This is a genomic window from Vibrio tarriae (assembly GCF_002216685.1).
GTDB lineage: Bacteria > Pseudomonadota > Gammaproteobacteria > Enterobacterales > Vibrionaceae > Vibrio > Vibrio tarriae.
In genome coordinates, this window is record NZ_CP022353.1 from 42,848 (window position 1) to 60,343 (window position 17,496).

20 protein-coding genes are annotated in these 17,496 nt (G+C 49.0%); 11 read left to right on the forward strand and 9 right to left on the reverse strand.

What is annotated here, in order from left to right:
* Positions 1–121: 121 nt before the first annotated feature.
* The 5 genes from CEQ48_RS05655 (at position 122) to rraA (ending at position 4,375) form a co-directional block, all read left to right on the forward strand.
* Positions 122–673: an SPOR domain-containing protein gene (locus CEQ48_RS05655; protein ID WP_089070598.1), complete on the forward strand. Its 552-nt coding sequence runs from the start codon at positions 122–124 to the stop codon at positions 671–673.
* A 136-nt stretch (positions 674–809) separates the two neighbouring features.
* A complete protein-coding gene (hslV, locus tag CEQ48_RS05660) occupies positions 810–1,367 on the forward strand; it encodes an ATP-dependent protease subunit HslV (RefSeq protein WP_000208249.1) in 558 nt (185 codons plus the stop codon).
* A gap of 65 nt (positions 1,368–1,432) precedes the next feature.
* A complete protein-coding gene (gene hslU, locus CEQ48_RS05665; RefSeq protein ID WP_001293366.1) occupies positions 1,433–2,764 on the forward strand; it encodes an ATP-dependent protease ATPase subunit HslU in 1,332 nt (443 codons plus the stop codon).
* A gap of 103 nt (positions 2,765–2,867) precedes the next feature.
* Positions 2,868–3,785, forward strand: a complete 918-nt coding sequence (locus CEQ48_RS05670) for a 1,4-dihydroxy-2-naphthoate polyprenyltransferase (RefSeq protein ID WP_089070599.1) — start codon at positions 2,868–2,870, stop codon at positions 3,783–3,785.
* A gap of 74 nt (positions 3,786–3,859) precedes the next feature.
* Positions 3,860–4,375, forward strand: a complete 516-nt coding sequence (gene rraA, locus CEQ48_RS05675; protein ID WP_000456236.1) for a ribonuclease E activity regulator RraA — start codon at positions 3,860–3,862, stop codon at positions 4,373–4,375.
* An 85-nt stretch (positions 4,376–4,460) separates the two neighbouring features.
* Here rraA and CEQ48_RS05680 read toward each other — a convergent pair whose 3' ends face one another.
* Together CEQ48_RS05680 and tpiA are read right to left on the reverse strand one after the other, a co-directional pair.
* The gene (locus CEQ48_RS05680) at positions 4,461–5,807 is read right to left on the reverse strand and encodes an MATE family efflux transporter (protein WP_479688294.1); all 1,347 of its coding nucleotides are present in this window, start codon (positions 5,805–5,807) and stop codon (positions 4,461–4,463) included.
* A gap of 153 nt (positions 5,808–5,960) precedes the next feature.
* Complete coding sequence (gene tpiA, locus CEQ48_RS05685) at positions 5,961–6,734, reverse strand: triose-phosphate isomerase (protein WP_055029191.1); 774 nt, start codon at positions 6,732–6,734, stop codon at positions 5,961–5,963.
* Between the two features lie 243 nt (positions 6,735–6,977).
* Between tpiA and CEQ48_RS05690 the strand changes: the two genes are divergently transcribed.
* Together CEQ48_RS05690 and CEQ48_RS05695 are read left to right on the forward strand one after the other, a co-directional pair.
* Positions 6,978–7,328 (forward strand): 5-carboxymethyl-2-hydroxymuconate Delta-isomerase, encoded by a 351-nt coding sequence (locus CEQ48_RS05690; RefSeq protein WP_001133286.1) that lies wholly within the window; start codon positions 6,978–6,980, stop codon positions 7,326–7,328.
* Between the two features lie 19 nt (positions 7,329–7,347).
* Complete coding sequence (locus CEQ48_RS05695) at positions 7,348–7,788, forward strand: DUF805 domain-containing protein (protein WP_053037238.1); 441 nt, start codon at positions 7,348–7,350, stop codon at positions 7,786–7,788.
* Between the two features lie 87 nt (positions 7,789–7,875).
* Here the strand turns inward: CEQ48_RS05695 and CEQ48_RS05700 are convergent, their stop codons facing one another.
* Both CEQ48_RS05700 and CEQ48_RS05705 read right to left on the reverse strand, forming a co-directional pair.
* Entirely contained in the window at positions 7,876–8,235 is a 360-nt protein-coding gene (locus CEQ48_RS05700) for a DUF3135 domain-containing protein (protein WP_053037237.1), read from the reverse strand.
* Positions 8,236–8,374: 139 nt separating this feature from the next.
* Entirely contained in the window at positions 8,375–8,992 is a 618-nt protein-coding gene (locus CEQ48_RS05705) for a helix-turn-helix transcriptional regulator (protein WP_089070601.1), read from the reverse strand.
* Positions 8,993–9,352: 360 nt separating this feature from the next.
* Here CEQ48_RS05705 and CEQ48_RS05710 point away from each other — a divergent pair, with 360 nt between their 5' ends.
* The 3 genes from CEQ48_RS05710 (at position 9,353) to CEQ48_RS05720 (ending at position 12,102) form a co-directional block, all read left to right on the forward strand.
* Entirely contained in the window at positions 9,353–9,643 is a 291-nt protein-coding gene (locus CEQ48_RS05710; RefSeq protein ID WP_001026274.1) for a co-chaperone GroES, read from the forward strand.
* Positions 9,644–9,696: 53 nt separating this feature from the next.
* Complete coding sequence (gene groL, locus CEQ48_RS05715) at positions 9,697–11,331, forward strand: chaperonin GroEL (RefSeq protein ID WP_000729140.1); 1,635 nt, start codon at positions 9,697–9,699, stop codon at positions 11,329–11,331.
* Positions 11,332–11,541: 210 nt separating this feature from the next.
* On the forward strand, positions 11,542–12,102 hold the full coding sequence (locus tag CEQ48_RS05720) for a VC2662 family protein (protein WP_071170860.1): 561 nt from the start codon (positions 11,542–11,544) through the stop codon (positions 12,100–12,102).
* A gap of 34 nt (positions 12,103–12,136) precedes the next feature.
* Here CEQ48_RS05720 and epmB read toward each other — a convergent pair whose 3' ends face one another.
* Complete coding sequence (gene epmB, locus CEQ48_RS05725; RefSeq protein WP_089070602.1) at positions 12,137–13,159, reverse strand: EF-P beta-lysylation protein EpmB; 1,023 nt, start codon at positions 13,157–13,159, stop codon at positions 12,137–12,139.
* Between the two features lie 32 nt (positions 13,160–13,191).
* Between epmB and efp the strand changes: the two genes are divergently transcribed.
* Complete coding sequence (gene efp / locus CEQ48_RS05730) at positions 13,192–13,758, forward strand: elongation factor P (protein ID WP_000246893.1); 567 nt, start codon at positions 13,192–13,194, stop codon at positions 13,756–13,758.
* A 113-nt stretch (positions 13,759–13,871) separates the two neighbouring features.
* Here the strand turns inward: efp and frdD are convergent, their stop codons facing one another.
* From frdD to frdA, 4 genes are read right to left on the reverse strand one after another with little or no spacing between them, the layout of a single operon-like run.
* Positions 13,872–14,234: a fumarate reductase subunit FrdD gene (gene frdD, locus CEQ48_RS05735; RefSeq protein ID WP_053034331.1), complete on the reverse strand. Its 363-nt coding sequence runs from the start codon at positions 14,232–14,234 to the stop codon at positions 13,872–13,874.
* A 10-nt stretch (positions 14,235–14,244) separates the two neighbouring features.
* Positions 14,245–14,628: a fumarate reductase subunit FrdC gene (gene frdC / locus CEQ48_RS05740; protein ID WP_000071094.1), complete on the reverse strand. Its 384-nt coding sequence runs from the start codon at positions 14,626–14,628 to the stop codon at positions 14,245–14,247.
* 2 nt (positions 14,629–14,630) lie between these two features.
* Positions 14,631–15,389, reverse strand: a complete 759-nt coding sequence (locus tag CEQ48_RS05745) for a succinate dehydrogenase/fumarate reductase iron-sulfur subunit (RefSeq protein ID WP_089070603.1) — start codon at positions 15,387–15,389, stop codon at positions 14,631–14,633.
* Complete coding sequence (gene frdA, locus CEQ48_RS05750; protein WP_033929916.1) at positions 15,389–17,197, reverse strand: fumarate reductase (quinol) flavoprotein subunit; 1,809 nt, start codon at positions 17,195–17,197, stop codon at positions 15,389–15,391. The genes CEQ48_RS05745 and frdA overlap by 1 nt, the downstream gene beginning before the upstream one ends.
* Positions 17,198–17,496 lie beyond the last annotated feature (299 nt).

Consider the following 17,496-nt stretch of genomic DNA (forward strand, 5'->3'; position numbering starts at 1 on the left):
TTTCTCGTTCCTATCGCCGCGCTGAGATAGGCTACAAGGCCAGTTGTTTGGGTGTAACTCTGTTATCTGGCAGCGATCTGCTTTAACATGTGGGCAATTTTGTTAATTTCCGAACGAGAACGTGGCGAATAGAGATTATGTAAGAGGCGGTCGTAGTCCTAAGAAGCCGACCCGAAAAAAAGCAGCGCCGCGCCGTAAACCTTGGCGCAGTGGTTTAGTCGCTTTAGTGCTATTGGCAGGCTTTGGTTATGGTTTGTATCTACTCAACAACGACCCAGAACCCAAACTAAACACTCAGGAGTCGACGTTATCATCGACATCCAGCAGTAAACCTAAGCAGACAGGAACGCTACCGCCCCCACCAACAGAAAAGTGGGACTACGTAGACAGCTTGCCCAATCGTGAAATTGAAGTGGTGGCTAAAGAGCAGGAAGTATCGGATATCCCGTACGTGATGCAGTGTGGTGCGTATAAAACCGCAGAGCAAGCCGAAGCGCGTAAGCTGGATATCGCTTTCCAAGGCATCAGCAGCCATATCCGTAAGAAAGCGGACAGCAGTTGGTATCGTGTCGTACTTGGGCCTTACAAATTTAAGCGCGATGCGGAGCGTGATAAGCACAAACTGCAACGCGCGAAAATCGAGCCCTGCGCTATCTGGGCTGAAAAGCAGTAAGCGATTCCCCAAAAGCCTGATGTTGATCAGGCTTTTTTGTTGGCATTCGTTGAACTTCTTTCGATTGGCTTGAAATTGCTTTCCGGTAGCCGCATATAAGCGGGTAACTCTCCGATAAAAATTAAAGAGGCCTCTTGTGACTACTATCGTATCAGTGCGTCGTAATAATAAAGTTGTCATCGCTGGTGACGGGCAGGTATCGCTAGGCAATACCGTGATGAAAGGCAATGCACGTAAAGTGCGCCGCCTTTATAACAACAAGGTACTGGCAGGCTTTGCTGGTGGAACCGCTGATGCATTTACCCTGTTTGAGCGCTTTGAAAGTAAGTTGCAGATGCACCAAGGTCACCTGACCAAAGCGGCGGTTGAGCTAGCCAAAGATTGGCGAAGCGATCGCGCGCTGCGCCGTTTGGAAGCCATTTTGGCGGTCGCCGATGAAACCGCATCGCTGATCATTACCGGTAATGGTGATGTGCTGCAGCCTGAGCACGATCTGATTGCGATTGGTTCTGGTGGCAACTATGCACAAGCGGCTGCTATTGCTCTGTTAGAAAACACCGAGCTTGATGCACGCACGATCGCCGAAAAAGCCTTAAATATCGCTGGCGATATCTGCGTGTTTACTAACCACCATCACACTATCGAAGAACTCGAAATTCCGCAGGCGATGTTGCCACAAGGCGCATCTGCGTAGATCAATAAGTCTCCGGCAAATAACCACAAGATAGTGCCCGAAAAGCTGAGTGAAGGATTTGAATCATGTCTGAAATGACTCCCCGCGAAATAGTGAGCGAGCTGAATCGCCACATCATAGGTCAAGATAAAGCCAAACGTGCCGTAGCGATTGCACTGCGTAACCGTTGGCGTCGTATGCAGCTTGAAGAGAGCTTGCGTGTTGAAGTGACCCCGAAAAATATTCTGATGATTGGCCCAACTGGTGTGGGTAAAACTGAAATTGCTCGCCGTTTAGCCAAGCTTGCGAACGCGCCTTTCATCAAGGTTGAAGCGACCAAGTTTACCGAAGTGGGTTATGTCGGTAAGGAAGTGGAGTCGATCATCCGCGATCTGACCGATGTTGCGGTGAAGCTAACGCATCAGCAAGCGATGGAGAAAGTGAAATTCCGCGCTGAAGAGTTAGCGGAAGAGCGCGTATTGGATGCGCTGCTGCCTCCACCACGCGATGCGTGGGGACAAGCAGAGCAAAAAGAGGAGAACTCCAGCACCCGCCAAGTGTTTCGTAAAAAGTTGCGTGAAGGGCAACTGAACGACAAAGAGATTGAAATTAACGTCGCTGTACCGCAGATGGGCGTGGAAATCATGGCACCTCCAGGCATGGAAGAGATGACCAACCAACTGCAGGGACTGTTCCAAAACCTCGCGGGCGACACCAAGAAAAAGCGCAAAATGAAGATTAAAGATGCGCTGAAAGCCTTGGTGGAAGAAGAAGCCGCTAAGCTAGTCAATCAAGAAGAGCTGAAAGAGCAGGCGATTTACAATGTCGAAAACAACGGCATCGTGTTTATCGATGAAATCGACAAAATCTGTAAACGCGGTGAAGTCTCGGGTCCCGATGTTTCTCGTGAAGGGGTGCAGCGCGATCTGCTGCCTTTGATTGAAGGCAGTACGGTATCCACCAAGCATGGCATGGTGCGAACGGATCACATCCTGTTTATTGCCTCAGGCGCGTTCCAAGTAGCAAAACCGTCAGATTTGATCCCAGAGCTGCAAGGCCGTTTGCCCATCCGAGTTGAGTTGGAAGCCCTGTCGAGCAACGACTTCAAACGCATTCTGACTGAGCCGAAAGCATCACTCACCGAGCAATATGTTGCGCTGATGAAAACCGAACAGGTGGATGTGCAGTTTACCGAAGATGGTATCAAGCAGATTGCGGATGCCGCATGGCAAGTTAACGAAACCACTGAAAATATTGGTGCGCGACGTCTGCATACTGTGCTGGAGCGTTTAATGGATGAAATCTCCTTTGATGCAACAGAAAAAGCCGGCCAAGCCTTCGTGATCGATGCTGCTTACGTGAAAGCGCGTTTGGGTGAGCTGGTCGAAGACGAAGATCTCAGCCGTTTCATTCTCTAGACTGCTTAATTTTTGAAGTGAAAGCCCACCCGAATTTGGTGGGCTTTTTTATCTGGGTGATTTGCGCGTATACTGACGCCATGTTGATCGTACTCTCATTATCATGAATAACTCTGTGCAAATTTGGTTGGATGCCGCGCGTCCGAAAACCTTGCCTCTGGCGCTGATCTCCATTTTAACCGGGAGTGCATTAGCCTTCTCCGCGGGAAATTTTCTCTGGCTGATCGCGGTGTTAGCTCTGCTGACCGCGACTTTGCTGCAAATTCTGTCCAATCTTGCCAATGATTATGGCGATGCGGTGAAAGGCACCGACAACCATGCTCGTTTAGGACCGATGCGCGCCATTCAATCGGGTGCGGTGAGCTTAAGTGATATGAAACGCGCCATGGCGATCAATGTTATTCTGACCATGGTGTCTGGTTTGGCATTGGTGCTGTATGCCTTTGATAACCTGCAAAATATCCTGATATTTATTGGCTTAGGAGTATTGGCGATTTTAGCGGCGATTGCTTATACCGTCGGGAATAAACCTTACGGCTATGTCGGGCTTGGCGATCTATCGGTATTCCTATTTTTTGGCTTGCTTGGTGTTTCAGGCAGCTTCTTTTTGCACACTGGCTACATTGAATGGAGCCTGTTATTGCCGTCTTTAGGGTGTGGTTTACTGGCGGTGGCGGTACTGAATGTCAACAACATGCGCGATATTGAAAACGATGCGCAGTGTGGCAAACGCACTGTGGCGGTGCGCTTGGGTCAAGTGCGCGCGAAGCAGTATCACTTTGCTTTGTTGTTTGGTGCCGTTGCCGCGTTTGCAGGTTACCTCGTTTTACAAGACAAACCACTGTGGATCAGCTTGCCCTTTTTGCTCTGTTTGTCGGTGGTGACTCGTCACGGTCGAGCCGTCTGGTTTACCGAGCAACCCGCGCAAATTGCCCCCATGATGCCCGTGGTGGTGAAAACGTCGATGATCACCAACCTTTTGTTTGTTGGAGTGATCATTGCCCAAACTCTGACAAGTTAATTTGCACTCTGTCATTGCAATGACTCAATCACTCTATATACTCGTTGGAAGACTTTCGCTAAGAGAACAAAGCTATGGAATACAATACTTCTGCGCTGTGTGATATCTATCTCGACCAAGTCGATGTCGTGGAGCCTATGTTCAGCAACTTTGGTGGCTGTGCTTCGTTTGCCGGTCAAATCACCACGATTAAGTGCTATGAAGATAATGGTTTGATCCGTGAAACCCTTGAGCAAGATGGTCTTGGCCGTATTTTGCTGATTGACGGTGGCGGCTCGCTGCGCCGTGCATTAATTGATGCAGAATTGGCGGCTCTAGCGGAAGAAAATGAGTGGGAAGGCATTGTGGTGTATGGCAGTGTCCGTGAAGTGGATGAATTGGAAGAGATGAGCATCGGTATTCAGGCGATTGCTTCTATTCCTGTCGGCGCAACCTCGCAAGGCATCGGTGAAGTGGACATTCCAGTCAACTTTGGCGGCGTCACCTTCCTACCAGAAGATTATCTGTATGCCGACAATACTGGCATCATCATCTCGCAAGAGCCGCTGAGTGCGGATCTGGGCGAAGAAGAGGAAGATGAGTTGCTGTAAGCGAACTCACGCACTCTAAGTTTTGAAAAAGCCGATGTCGTTGACATCGGCTTTTTCATGCATTCTCTATTGGCTTGTAACGATCTTAACCCAAATCAGGCGTAAGGGTTTGACGCCGCAATCTGAGCGCATAGAGATAACCCAATAATCCGCCCAGTATGTTCCCCACCGCAATACCGATAAATAACCCTTCAATGTTGTACAGTCTGCCGCCAATCCAAGCTGCGGGTAGGGTGAACACAAACAGGCGCATAAAGCTCCATTGAAAAGCCTTGAGTGGTTGATGTAAGGCGTTGAGGGCGGAAACCAACATCATGACCACACCTTGGAAGCCGTAGCTGACCGGTACGACTAACAGATAGTGCCACAGTAGATCGCGCACGGCTTGTTCTTGAGAAAACAGCGCCGCCAGTGGAATACTCAGCGGTACCATCATGATAAACACCATCAGTTGAAACAGCAGAGAAAAGCGTAGGCTCAGAAAGAGTCCGGCAAAGCTGCGTGCTGGATTTTGCGCCCCCAGATTTTGCGCCATAAAGGGGGTGAGGGCAGACGTGAGCGACATCAGTACCAAAATCAGAATCGACTCAATGCGCTGCGCTGCTCCATACGCGGCCACCGCTGCAGTGCCGTGGCTTGAGAGCATGATCATCAGCAGTGCGCCAGAAATTGGGCTCATTGCGGTGGAAAGCGCGGCCGGAGTGCCGATTTTTAAAATCTGTTGCCAGTCATCGCGCAGATGGGGCAGTGATGGTATGGCGAGCAGTTTTTCACGCTTGATCAGCAGATACAGCGAGCCAATTAATGCCCCCAACCAAGAGAAGGCACTAGCAATCGCAGCGCCTTGAATGCCGAGCTCAGGAAATGGGCCGTAGCCAAAAATCAGCAGTGGGTCGAGCGCTCCATTGATAAAACCCGCCAGCATCATAATTTTGGCGGGTGTTTTGGTATCGCCAGTGGCGCGAATCGCGCTATTGCCGGCCATAGGTAGCACGAGCAGTGGAATCGTGAGATACCACACCACCATGTACTCTTTGATAAGAGGGATCAGCTCGTGGCTGGCACCAAGCAGCAAAAACAGCGGTTCTATGGTCAATAAACCGAGTGTTGAAGCCGCTGCCACTAGCAATAAGGCTAGCAGTAACCCATGACTAGACACGCGCGCCGCTTGTCGTCCATCGCCTTGTCCGAGCAAGCGGCCTATGCAGGTGGAAAGCCCAACCCCAATCCCCATGGTGATACAGTTGACCGCAAAGGTGACCGGAAAGGTATAACTGATTGCCGCCAGCGCCTGTGTGCCTAATAAGGAAATAAAGAAAGTATCGACGAGGTTGAACATCAAAATGGCCACCAAGCCGAAAATCATCGGTACGGTCATTTGCCGTAAAACGAGAGGAATAGGGGCTGAAAGCAGGCCGTGTTTATCGTGCATAAGCTGGGCAACGAAGGGAAACAAGGTGCCTAGCATACCTGAACTTAAAAACAGGGACTAGGGAAGGGAGCCTAGGGAGTGAATTGCGAGGGGCTAAAAACAACAAGGCCAGCATTATGCTGGCCTTGAACGATCAGTGGCGAGAATCGCAAATTACGCTTTTTTCGCTTCTGCTGCGGCTTTCGCGATCGCGGCAAAGCCTTTCGCATCCAGTGATGCACCGCCAACCAGCGCACCGTCGATGTCTGGTTGTGCAAAGTAAGACGCTGCGTTTTCTGGTTTTACAGAACCGCCGTACTGGATGATCACTTGCTCTGCTACTGCAGCATCTTTCGCTGCGATCAGTGCACGGATTGACGCGTGGATACGCTGTGCATCATCTGCTGTCGCGGCTTTACCTGTACCGATTGCCCAAATTGGTTCGTAAGCGATGATCGCGCCGTTCAGAGCTTCAACGCCGTAAGCGTCGATCACTGCGTTGATTTGGCGAGCACATACTGCTTCTGTTTCGCCCGCTTCGTTTTGCGCTTCAGTTTCACCGATACAGAATACTGGCGTTAGGCCGTTTTCTTTCAGGAACGCAAATTTCTTAGCGACGAACTCGTCCGATTCTTTGTGGTAATCACGACGCTCAGAGTGACCGATGATGATATGAGAAGCACCGAAATCTTTCAGCATCGCTGGAGACATGTCACCGGTGTACGCACCGTTGTTGTGAGTATCGGTGTTTTGTGCACCTAGGATCAGCTTGTTGCCGCCTTCTTTGATCAGGCGCTCTGCCAGATCCAAATACATTGCTGGTGGAGCAATAACCACATCAACACCCGCAACACCTTCAAGTTCTGCATTCAAGCCGTTTAGCAGGTCAGTGACCATAGCTTTGCTGCCATTCAGTTTCCAGTTACCCATCACAACAGGACGACGCATAGGAATATCTCCATATCTAATCAATGTAAAAAATAAACTCGCAGGACTATAGCAGAATAAATTCGTCAGATCATGACTCGTATCATGTCTTTATGGGATCTCATCGACGCGACAAATCAGCAATCGAGTGATCTGAGTGACAGATTATTCGGTAGTGGCTCGGTTTTTTATGTTGAACTTGTTATTACTATCCCTCTATCTAGGACAGAACGATTTTTATCCACCGTTAGCAAGGAAAACCGAATGCCAAACTTAGTCATGGAATACTCAAACTCAGTCGATGAACGCATCAATGTGCAAGGGTTGCTGGAAGATTTGCATCGAGCCGCGATTGATTCAGGACTGTTTGAAATAAGTTCGGTAAAATCTCGCGCGCTGCGCTGCCACCATTGGTTGATTGGGGATGAAGGCGACAGCGTTGATTTTATTCACCTCAGTTTTGAGTTGCTGGCAGGACGCAGTCCTGAGCAAAAGCGAGAGTTATCGCGTAAGCTGATGGAGATTCTGGCGGCGAAAGCCAGCCATGTGCGCAGTTTGACCATTAATATTCGAGATATGGATACAGACTGTTTTCAAAAAGTCATCAATCGATGACCTTGTTTAGGTAAAAGTCATGTCGTTACAAACACTGTTGTTTTCTTTTCAGGGGCGTATTGGTCGCCAAGCGTTCTGGCTGTGGAATATTTGCTACTACGCCATGATTGCAGGTTTTGCAATGGGATCGAATCTGCTATTTCCCGATGTTGCGCACCTGATCTTGCCGGTTTTTCTGCTGGTAGTCTTAGTGCCAGATTTGGCGATTACCGCTAAGCGTTGGCATGATCGTGACAAATCAAGCTGGTGGTTGCTACTCAATGTGCCTCTTGTGATTGGCCGCATGACGATTCCGGCAGGAGAATTGGCCGTGAATACCCAACCCGGCATGCTGGAAACACTTATCTCGTTTGTGGCGTTACTGTGTGGTGCATGGGTTTTGGTGGAGTGCGGGTTTCTTTCTGGCACGGATGGCAGTAACCGTTTTGGCCCCGAGCCGAAGTGGATCAAAAAAAGCTAGGCCAGCAATAAGTGGTATCAAATGCGTAGAGAGGAGGTTCCTCTCCTCTCTTTATTCTTGCCACTTGTGCCATCTCGGCTGAGAGCGCTATCGCCAGCCGTCGTCTTGAACCATTCTCGGGCGAAACGGCACCACATCCGCGACGGTGTCTTGCTGCAAATCGCCCTCTAATGCATTACGAAAACGCACCATTTGTTGGCTCAGTTCACGCATTAAGGTTACGTTGGCGTGTACGGGGTTTTTGCATTGGCCTACCACACGATCAATATGGCTCTGCTGCGCCCAAAGCCTTTGCTGCATGGCGAGCGAGGCAGAGAGAATCATCTCTTCGCACATCTCCTTCTTAAACTGATCAAAAGCATCAGGATGGTGTTTTGCGAGGGCGACCAACTCATCAAAGGGTGGCAGCTCCTGATTACAGGGTTCGGGTGAGTGTGGGGGCGTCATGTGGCAATCCTCCGCCTTTAGCTAAACTGATGCTTTTGTCAACAGTTCAAGCGTAAGCGATTTTTCCGCAGTCAGGCGGAACGAATATCGCCCTTCTTATAAATAAGACGAAAAGGGTCAAAATAGAATGGGAGATAGGTTATCGCACGGCAATAAAGTAAGTGCAGCGTCGCTCTCCGGCGACAATGTGTTCGCGGCGTTCGATATGGCATTCTTCGCCCAATAAACGGCGAAAAACATTCAACTCGGATTGGCACAGGCTGGGACAGCGGGTGGCTGCTTTGCAAATCGGGCAGTGGTTTTCAATCAAAATAAAGCCGTCGGCAGTAGGCTCTAACTCGGCCATATAGCCTTCATGTTCACGCAGGGTAACCAAAGCTTCGAGTTTTTCTTGCAGAGAGTGGCACCCCACTAATGCGCTGTGATAGGCGGCAAAGGTTTGAGCTTCACGTTCTGCTGCCACCTTGGCGAGCCCTTCTTTACCAAAAATATGCTCGACCGCGTCAATTACTTGAATGGTCAGCTCGCCATGACGATCAGCAAACTGATTGTGTCCTTTCGCGGTTAAAGACCAATGGCGAGTTGGGCGACCGACTTTGACTTTCACATCATGAAACGCCAGCACACCTTCTTCTTCCAGACTTTGTAAATGCTGACGAGCGCCCATGGTAGTGATACCTAGGTCTTCAGCCAACTGTTTGGCGGTTACTGTGCCTTCACGTTTGAGCGTGTGAAGAATGCGGTCAACCGTTTTCATCGTCTTTCATTTTCCTAACAAGGGGTGGTTTTCTAAGCTGAGTCATTGCGCCAATCACCATTCATCTTTGGCGTTGTTGGATCGGTGTCTCTTTATGCTGCCGTTATTATGGGATGCGAATTTAATAAAGCAAACTATTTACTATGCCAGAGGACTTGCTACCTTCCGGCCGCAGATCGCGGATAGGATCGAAAGCGACGCCACGCTCAGATCGATTTGCTGTTTGAAAATGTTAAATTAATCACGTTTTTTTACGCTTGCCCCCTTGGGATATGGTGCAAGTTCCCCCACATATGTGACACATGCTGATGATCAGCGTTTTATCAACCATACGGAAAATTAAATCAGGAGAGACGACCGATGAATATTCGTCCATTACATGACCGAGTGATCGTTGAACGCCAAGAAGTTGAATCAAAATCTGCTGGTGGAATTGTTCTAACTGGTTCTGCGGCGGAAAAATCAACGCGCGGTAAAGTGTTGGCAGTTGGTAAAGGCCGCATTCTAGAGAACGGTTCAGTTCAACCTTTGGACGTGAAAGTAGGCGACACCGTGATCTTCGCAGAAAGCTACGGCACAAAAACAGAAAAGATCGATGGCAAAGAAGTGCTGATCTTGGCTGAACATGACATTTTGGCAATCGTTGAATAATTGATTCTGAATCCCAACGAAATCAATAACTGAATTTAGAAAGGAAATGAAAAATGGCTGCTAAAGACGTACGTTTTGGTAATGACGCTCGTGTAAAAATGCTAGAAGGCGTAAACATTCTGGCCGATGCGGTAAAAGTAACCTTAGGCCCTAAAGGCCGTAACGTGGTTCTCGACAAATCTTTCGGTGCACCAACCATTACTAAAGATGGTGTATCGGTTGCGCGTGAAATTGAGCTGGAAGACAAATTCCAGAACATGGGCGCACAAATGGTGAAAGAAGTCGCTTCTCAAGCCAACGACGCTGCGGGTGACGGTACAACCACAGCAACCGTACTGGCTCAAGCGATTGTGAACGAAGGCCTAAAAGCGGTAGCGGCAGGCATGAACCCAATGGATCTGAAGCGCGGTATCGATAAAGCCGTTATCGCTGCAGTAGAAGAGTTGAAAGCACTGTCAGTGACTTGTGCCGATACTAAAGCGATTGCTCAAGTAGGTACTATCTCTGCTAACTCAGACTCTAGCGTGGGTAACATCATTGCTGAAGCGATGGAAAAAGTGGGTCGCGATGGCGTGATCACCGTTGAAGAAGGCCAAGCGCTACAAGACGAGCTGGATGTGGTTGAAGGTATGCAGTTTGACCGTGGCTACCTGTCACCGTACTTCATCAACAACCAAGAATCAGGCAGTGTAGAGCTGGATAACCCATTCATCCTGCTGGTTGATAAAAAAATCTCTAACATCCGTGAACTGTTGCCAGTACTGGAAGGCGTGGCAAAAGCGTCTCGTCCACTGCTGATCGTGGCAGAAGATGTAGAAGGCGAAGCGCTGGCGACTCTGGTTGTCAACAACATGCGTGGCATCGTGAAAGTGGCAGCGGTTAAAGCTCCTGGCTTTGGCGATCGTCGTAAAGCGATGCTGCAAGATATCGCGATTCTGACTGGTGGTGTTGTGATCTCTGAAGAGATCGGTCTGGAGCTGGAAAAAGCGACTCTGGAAGACCTAGGCCAAGCGAAACGCGTTTCTATCACCAAAGAAAACTCAACCATCATCGATGGTGCTGGCGATCAAGCCGCGATCCAAGGTCGTGTTGCGCAGATCCGTCAACAAATCGAAGAAGCCACTTCTGACTACGACAAAGAGAAACTGCAAGAGCGCGTAGCAAAACTGGCTGGCGGCGTTGCAGTAATCAAAGTGGGCGCAGCAACCGAAGTGGAAATGAAAGAGAAGAAAGATCGCGTAGAAGATGCGCTGCACGCGACTCGCGCGGCGGTAGAAGAAGGCGTTGTTGCGGGTGGTGGTGTAGCCCTGATCCGTGCAGCTTCTAAACTCTCTTCTCTGGTGGGTGACAACGAAGAGCAAAATGTGGGTATCCGTGTCGCACTACGTGCGATGGAAGCGCCACTGCGTCAAATCGTGAAAAACGCGGGTGACGAAGAATCAGTGGTTGCCAACAATGTGCGTGCAGGCGAAGGTAACTACGGTTACAACGCGGCAACGGGCGTGTACGGTGACATGATCGAAATGGGTATTCTGGATCCAACCAAAGTAACCCGTTCTGCTCTGCAATTCGCAGCGTCTGTTGCGGGTCTGATGATCACCACTGAAGCAATGATCACTGAGCTGCCGAAGAAAGATGCACCAGCAATGCCAGACATGGGCATGGGTGGCATGGGCGGCATGATGTAATCATCCCCCTTAGCAGGAAAAGCCGGAGCCCAAGCTCCGGTTTTTTTATGCCGTGGTTATGCTAAAGCATGGTTAAGATAGGTCAGCATGACCAAGAACATGACCATAAACTGCGCGGAAAAATGACACAATATTCACATTACCTTATGCAAGATATGGATAATGATGCCTAGTTTTTCCCCTTATCCATCCTGATTGGAGGTTATTTTTATGAACAAGCCGTTTGCTTTGATGGCGCTTACTGCAGCGATGGCTGCACCAGCCGCATTGGCTTCAACACCCGTTATGTTCTCTTCTATCGACAATTTCAACACGCCAGATGCGAACCAAGTTGCGGGTGTGCGTTTGTCGGCACTGTACGGTAAAGTGAATGAAGTCAAAGGGGTTGATTTCTCTATTCTTGGCCTGTCTGAAACTGACAAAACCACAGGTGTGAACTTTGGCTTATTCTTCGGTGCAAGCAAAGTGAACCAAGAGATGACGGGTGCATCTCTGGGTCTTTTGAACTGGAACACGGGTAATACTTATGGTGCGAACTTGGGCTTTGTGAACCTGACTCACGATGTGAAAGGCGCGAACTTGAGCTTTGTGAACTATTCAGAAGGTAACACCTTGGTTGACTTAGGTGCGGCTAACTTCTCGAACACTTCAACTGTTCAGTTTGGCCTGTTCAACAAAACGGAAAAGATTGAAGGTGTACAGATTGGTTTGATCAACTGTGCGGACAACGGTTTCTTTAAGTGTTTCCCAATCATTAACTTTGCTAAGTAATGATTTAAAAAAGCGTTGCCCTGACAACGCTTTTTTACTCAAGATGCAGATCAAGCGGTGTTTTGCTGGGTCTGCCACCGATTTCTCGAGTTAATTTCGGCACCAGATAGCCGGAAACCCGCTCAATCAAGCCTGCCATAATCTGCCTTGCTTTATCATCACTGACGTAAAAATGCGCCGCGCCTTGCACCTTATCCAATACATGCAAGTAATAGGGCAGAATGCCAGCATCAAACAAGGTTTCGCTGAGCGCCACTTGTGCGTCAACTGTGTCATTGACCCCTTTGAGCAGCACACCTTGGTTAAGCAAAGTCACGTTCACTGCGCGCAAGCGTGCCATTTGCTGTTTGAGCTCCAGATTGATTTCATTGGCGTGGTTGATGTGTGTCACCAGCAATACTTGCAAGCGGGTTTGTGCGAAGAGTTCAACCAATTCATCGGTGATGCGCGCGGGGATCACCACGGGTAATCGTGAGTGAATGCGTAACCGTTTGATGTGCGGAATTGCTGCGATACGCTCCATCAGCCATGCAATTTCATGATCTTTGGCCATTAAAGGATCGCCGCCGGAGAAAATCACTTCGTTGAGCTGTGGATTTTGCGCAATGTAATCGAGGCTTTGTTGCCAAGCGCTTTTGCTGCCTTTGTTATCTTCATAGGGAAAATGACGGCGAAAGCAATAACGGCAGTTGATGGCGCAACCGCCTTTGACGATCAACAAGCAGCGATTTTTATACTTGTGCAGCAAGCCGGGCACGGTGTTGTTTTGTTCATCCAGTGGGTCATGTGAGTAGCCGGGATGAATCTCAAACTCGGCACTCAGCGGTAAAACTTGCCGTAAAAGTGGATCGGCAGGATTGCCTTTTTGCATGCGATCGACAAAACTTTGCGGCACCCGCTGCGCAAACAGTTTGCGCGCTTCAAATCCGTCTTGCCATGGCGAAGGATCGATCTCAAGTTGCTGCAATAATTGCAGAGGATCGGAGATCGCGTTTGCCAGCTGTTGCAACCAGTTTTGCTCAACAGAAATGACTTTTCGGGTTATGATGTGCGGCATTGATTTTAACTCGAAGATAGTAAGAGGAAAAAATGGCTACTGTTAGCACGAATGAATTTAAAGGCGGTCTCAAAATTATGCTTGATAACGAGCCTTGTGTCATTCTCGAAAACGAGTATGTAAAACCAGGTAAAGGTCAGGCATTCAACCGCGTGAGAATCCGTAAGCTGCTTACTGGTAAAGTTCTGGAAAAAACCTTTAAATCGGGTGACACAGCGGAAGTTGCTGATGTTGTCGATATCGATCTGGATTACCTGTACAACGATGGCGAATTCTACCACTTCATGAACAACAGCACCTTCGAACAGCTTGCTGCAGATGCAAAAGCGGTTGGCGAGAATGCAAAATGGCTGGTAGAAAACAACACTTGTATGCTGACGTTGTGGAATGGTAACCCAATCGCGGTCACTCCACCAAACTTCGTTGAGCTAGAAGTGACTGAAACGGATCCAGGCGTAAAAGGTGATACACAAGGTACTGGCGGCAAACCAGCGACTCTGTCTACCGGCGCTGTCGTTCGTGTACCTCTCTTCGTACAGATCGGCGAAGTGATCAAAGTGGACACTCGCTCTGCAGAATACGTTGGCCGTGTGAAGTAATCATCTCGGTCACAAGAAAAAACCAACCTTGCGGTTGGTTTTTTTATGCGTGTAGTTTTAGTCTTGCAATAAAAAAGCTGGCCTGTTGTCAGCCAGCTTTTTGATGTTTCATGTTAGATCATGAAGATAAACACGACCGCCAGTGCGGAGATGATGGTTGCAAAGCCGTAGCAAGCGATTTTCCCTGCCACACCGGTGTGGAATTTCAAATCATGCATCCCGTGGTGAACACGGTGCATGGCATGCCACATTGGTAGAGCTAAGGTGCCGATGATGAACAGCGCACCAATGATGCTGGTTGCAAAGTTAGACACGCGTTCATAGCTCAGTGCTTCGGCATCAATCACGCCCAGTGGCGCAAGAATGCCCAGTACCAGAACGGTAATCGGGGTGATCATGGCAAACCAAGTGCCACCAGCACCAAACAGGCTCCACCATACGGGTTCGTCTGAACGTTTTGGGTTGGTATTAATCACAATAAGCTCCTTACACCACAATAAGAACAATCAGTGAGATAAAGGCCACGGCCGCCCACTGTGCTAGCACGATGATCTTTTTATCAACCAATTTGCCGCCTAAACGAATAGGCACGACTTGTGGCATCATGCTGAAGAAGGTTTGCGCATGGAATAAGCTCCCCGCCAGCGCCACTAGGTTGATCGCAATGACGAGTGGGTTAGCCATAAAGTCCAACCAGGTTTGCCATGCTTCAGGCCCTTTCACCAAAGAACCTAAACCAACGGTTAGGAACAGGGTAAACAGGATCAATGGCAGAACCGTCGCTTCACGCACCATGTAGAAGCGGTAGAAAGGATGATCTTTCCACCAAGTACGTTTCATTTCACGAACATAAGGTTTACGGTTACTCATCCTTAAGCCTCCACTTTCTTCGGTGAACCGTCTGGGTTCAACATCGCGATCACGAAGTCTAATGATGACTCCACTTTGCCTTGGTTCACGGCTGCCGCTGGGTCAACGTGTTTTGGACACACTTCAGAGCAGTAACCCACGAAGGTACAACCCCAAGCGCCATTATCACCGTTGATCAGCTTCATACGCTCGGCTTTACCATTGTCACGGCTATCGAGGTTGTAGCGGTGTGCTAGAGTGAGCGCTGCAGGGCCTAAGAACTCAGGGTTTAGACCAAACTGTGGACAAGCTGCATAACACAAACCACAGTTGATACAGCCAGCAAACTGCTTGTAGCGTGCCATTTGCTCTGGTGTTTGCAGGTTAGTGCCGTCTTCAGGTTTACGATCGTTACCTATGATGTAAGGCTTGATTGCTTCTAAGCGTTCGATGAACGGCGTCATGTCTACGATCAGGTCTTTCTCGATGGGGAAGTTGGCCAGTGGCTCGATTTTTACGCCTTCTGGGTAATCACGTAAGAAGCTCTTACACGCCAGTTTTGGCACTCCGTTGACCATGATGCCGCAAGAGCCACAAATCGCCATACGGCATGACCAGCGGTAAGAAAGATCTTTATCTAAGTGATCTTTCACATAGCCAATCGCATCCAGTACCGACATGGTTTCATCAAACGGAACTTCGAAGCGTTGCATATGTGGCTCTGCATCTTTGGCTGGGTCGTAGCGCAGAATGTCCACTTTTTGAATACGTTGTGCTGACATTATTTTTGCTCCTCTACGCTTTTTCCGGCCGCTTCAGCTGCGGCAGCTTTTTCGGCTGCTTCACCGTACAGACGCGCTTTTGGCTGCGACTTGGTGATTTTCACTGGGCTGTAATCGATCTTCGGTGTTTGACCTTCTTGATAGAATGCCAAAGAGTGTTTGAGGAATTGCACGTCATCACGCTCGGTGCAACCTTCATCAAGACGTTGGTGTGCGCCGCGCGATTCTTTACGCAAGATAGCGGAGTGAACCATGGCTTCTGCCACATCCAGACCGTAACCCACTTCAATCGCGTACAGCAGGTCAGTGTTGAACACTTTGCCTTTGTCTTTGATGCTGATGCGCTTGTAACGCTCTTTCAACTCGGCCAGTTTGTCGATGGTTTCTTGCATCAGATCTTCCTGACGGTAGATACCACAACCCGCTTCCATGGTGTGCCCCATTTCTGTACGGATGGTTGCCCAGTTTTCATCACCTTCTTGCTGCATCAGTGCTGCGATGCGATCTTCAACCGCTTTGACTTGTGCGGCGATGGCTTTTTCATTCCAGCCTTTAAACTCTGCAGCGCGCTCAACCGCTTTTTCACCGGCAACGCGGCCAAACACCACAAATTCCGCTAGCGAGTTAGAACCTAAACGGTTCGCGCCATGCAGACCAACAGACGCACATTCACCCACGGCGAACAGACCTTTAATGCGGGTTTCACATTCGCCATTGGTTTCGATACCACCCATGGTGTAGTGCACGGTTGGACGAATTGGAATCGGCTCTTTTGCTGGGTCAACGTTCACATACGCTTTGGCCAGCTCACAGATAAATGGCAGACGTTCTTGCAGGTATTCTTCACCTAAGTGGCGCAGGTCAAGCAGTACCACATCACCCAGTGGGTGTTTGATGGTGTTGCCTTTTTGCTGCTCATGCCAGAAGGCTTGAGAAACTTTGTCACGCGGACCCAGTTCCATGTATTTGTTCTTGGGTTGACCCACTGGAGTTTCAGGGCCCATACCGTAGTCTTGCAGGTAACGGTAGCCATGTTTGTTGACGATAATGCCACCTTCACCACGACAGCCTTCGGTCATCAGAATGCCAGTGCCTGGTAGGCCAGTTGGGTGGTATTGAACGAATTCCATATCACGCAGAGGAACGCCGTGACGGAAAGCCATGGCCATGCCATCACCAGTCACAATACCGCCGTTGGTGTTGCAGTGGTAAACGCGACCCGCACCGCCAGTAGCCAGTACCACAGATTTCGCTTTGATGGTGACCAGCTCGCCTTCCGACATATGAATCGCAATCAAACCTTGGATTTCACCTTCATCAACCAGCAAATCCACCACAAAGTACTCATCCAATCGCTTGATTTGTGGGTACTTCATTGAAGTTTGGAACAGGGTGTGCAGCATGTGGAAGCCGGTTTTATCGGCAGCAAACCATGTGCGCTCAACTTTCATACCGCCGAAGCGACGTACGTTGACTTCACCATTCTCTTTACGGCTCCAAGGACAACCCCATTGTTCCATCTGGATCATTTCGCGGGTTGCATTGGCAACAAAGTATTCAACAACATCCTGTTCACATAGCCAGTCTCCACCGCCAACGGTATCGTTGAAGTGGTTATCTAGACTATCTTCATCCTTGATAACTGCTGCGGAGCCACCCTCGGCTGCGACTGTGTGAGAACGCATTGGATAAACTTTAGAAATCAGAGCAACTTCTAAATGAGGGTTTGCTTCTGCCGCTGCAATAGCAGTACGAAGACCAGCGCCGCCAGCGCCGATGACTGCGATATCTGTGGTGATAATTTGCACAGTTATCCTCCAGTGTGATTATTTTATTTTATGGACTGAGTTCGTTTCAGTACCTAGAGTTTTCAAAGTATTGATTTGGAAGTTACTGAGATGGAACTCACTGACTCAACACCTGACCACCCATTAAGTGGTAGGGGTAGTGTAGGAGAGCTTGAAGAATGAAAAATTGATTCTGTTGGGCTTTTGCTTCGGTATTGCAAACTTAAGCATACTAATTGCCCTATATGTGACTAGTGTCACAATTGAGTTTGGCTTTTTGATCTGAAGGAGTACAATTTGCTATCTCTGTTTCTTGTGAT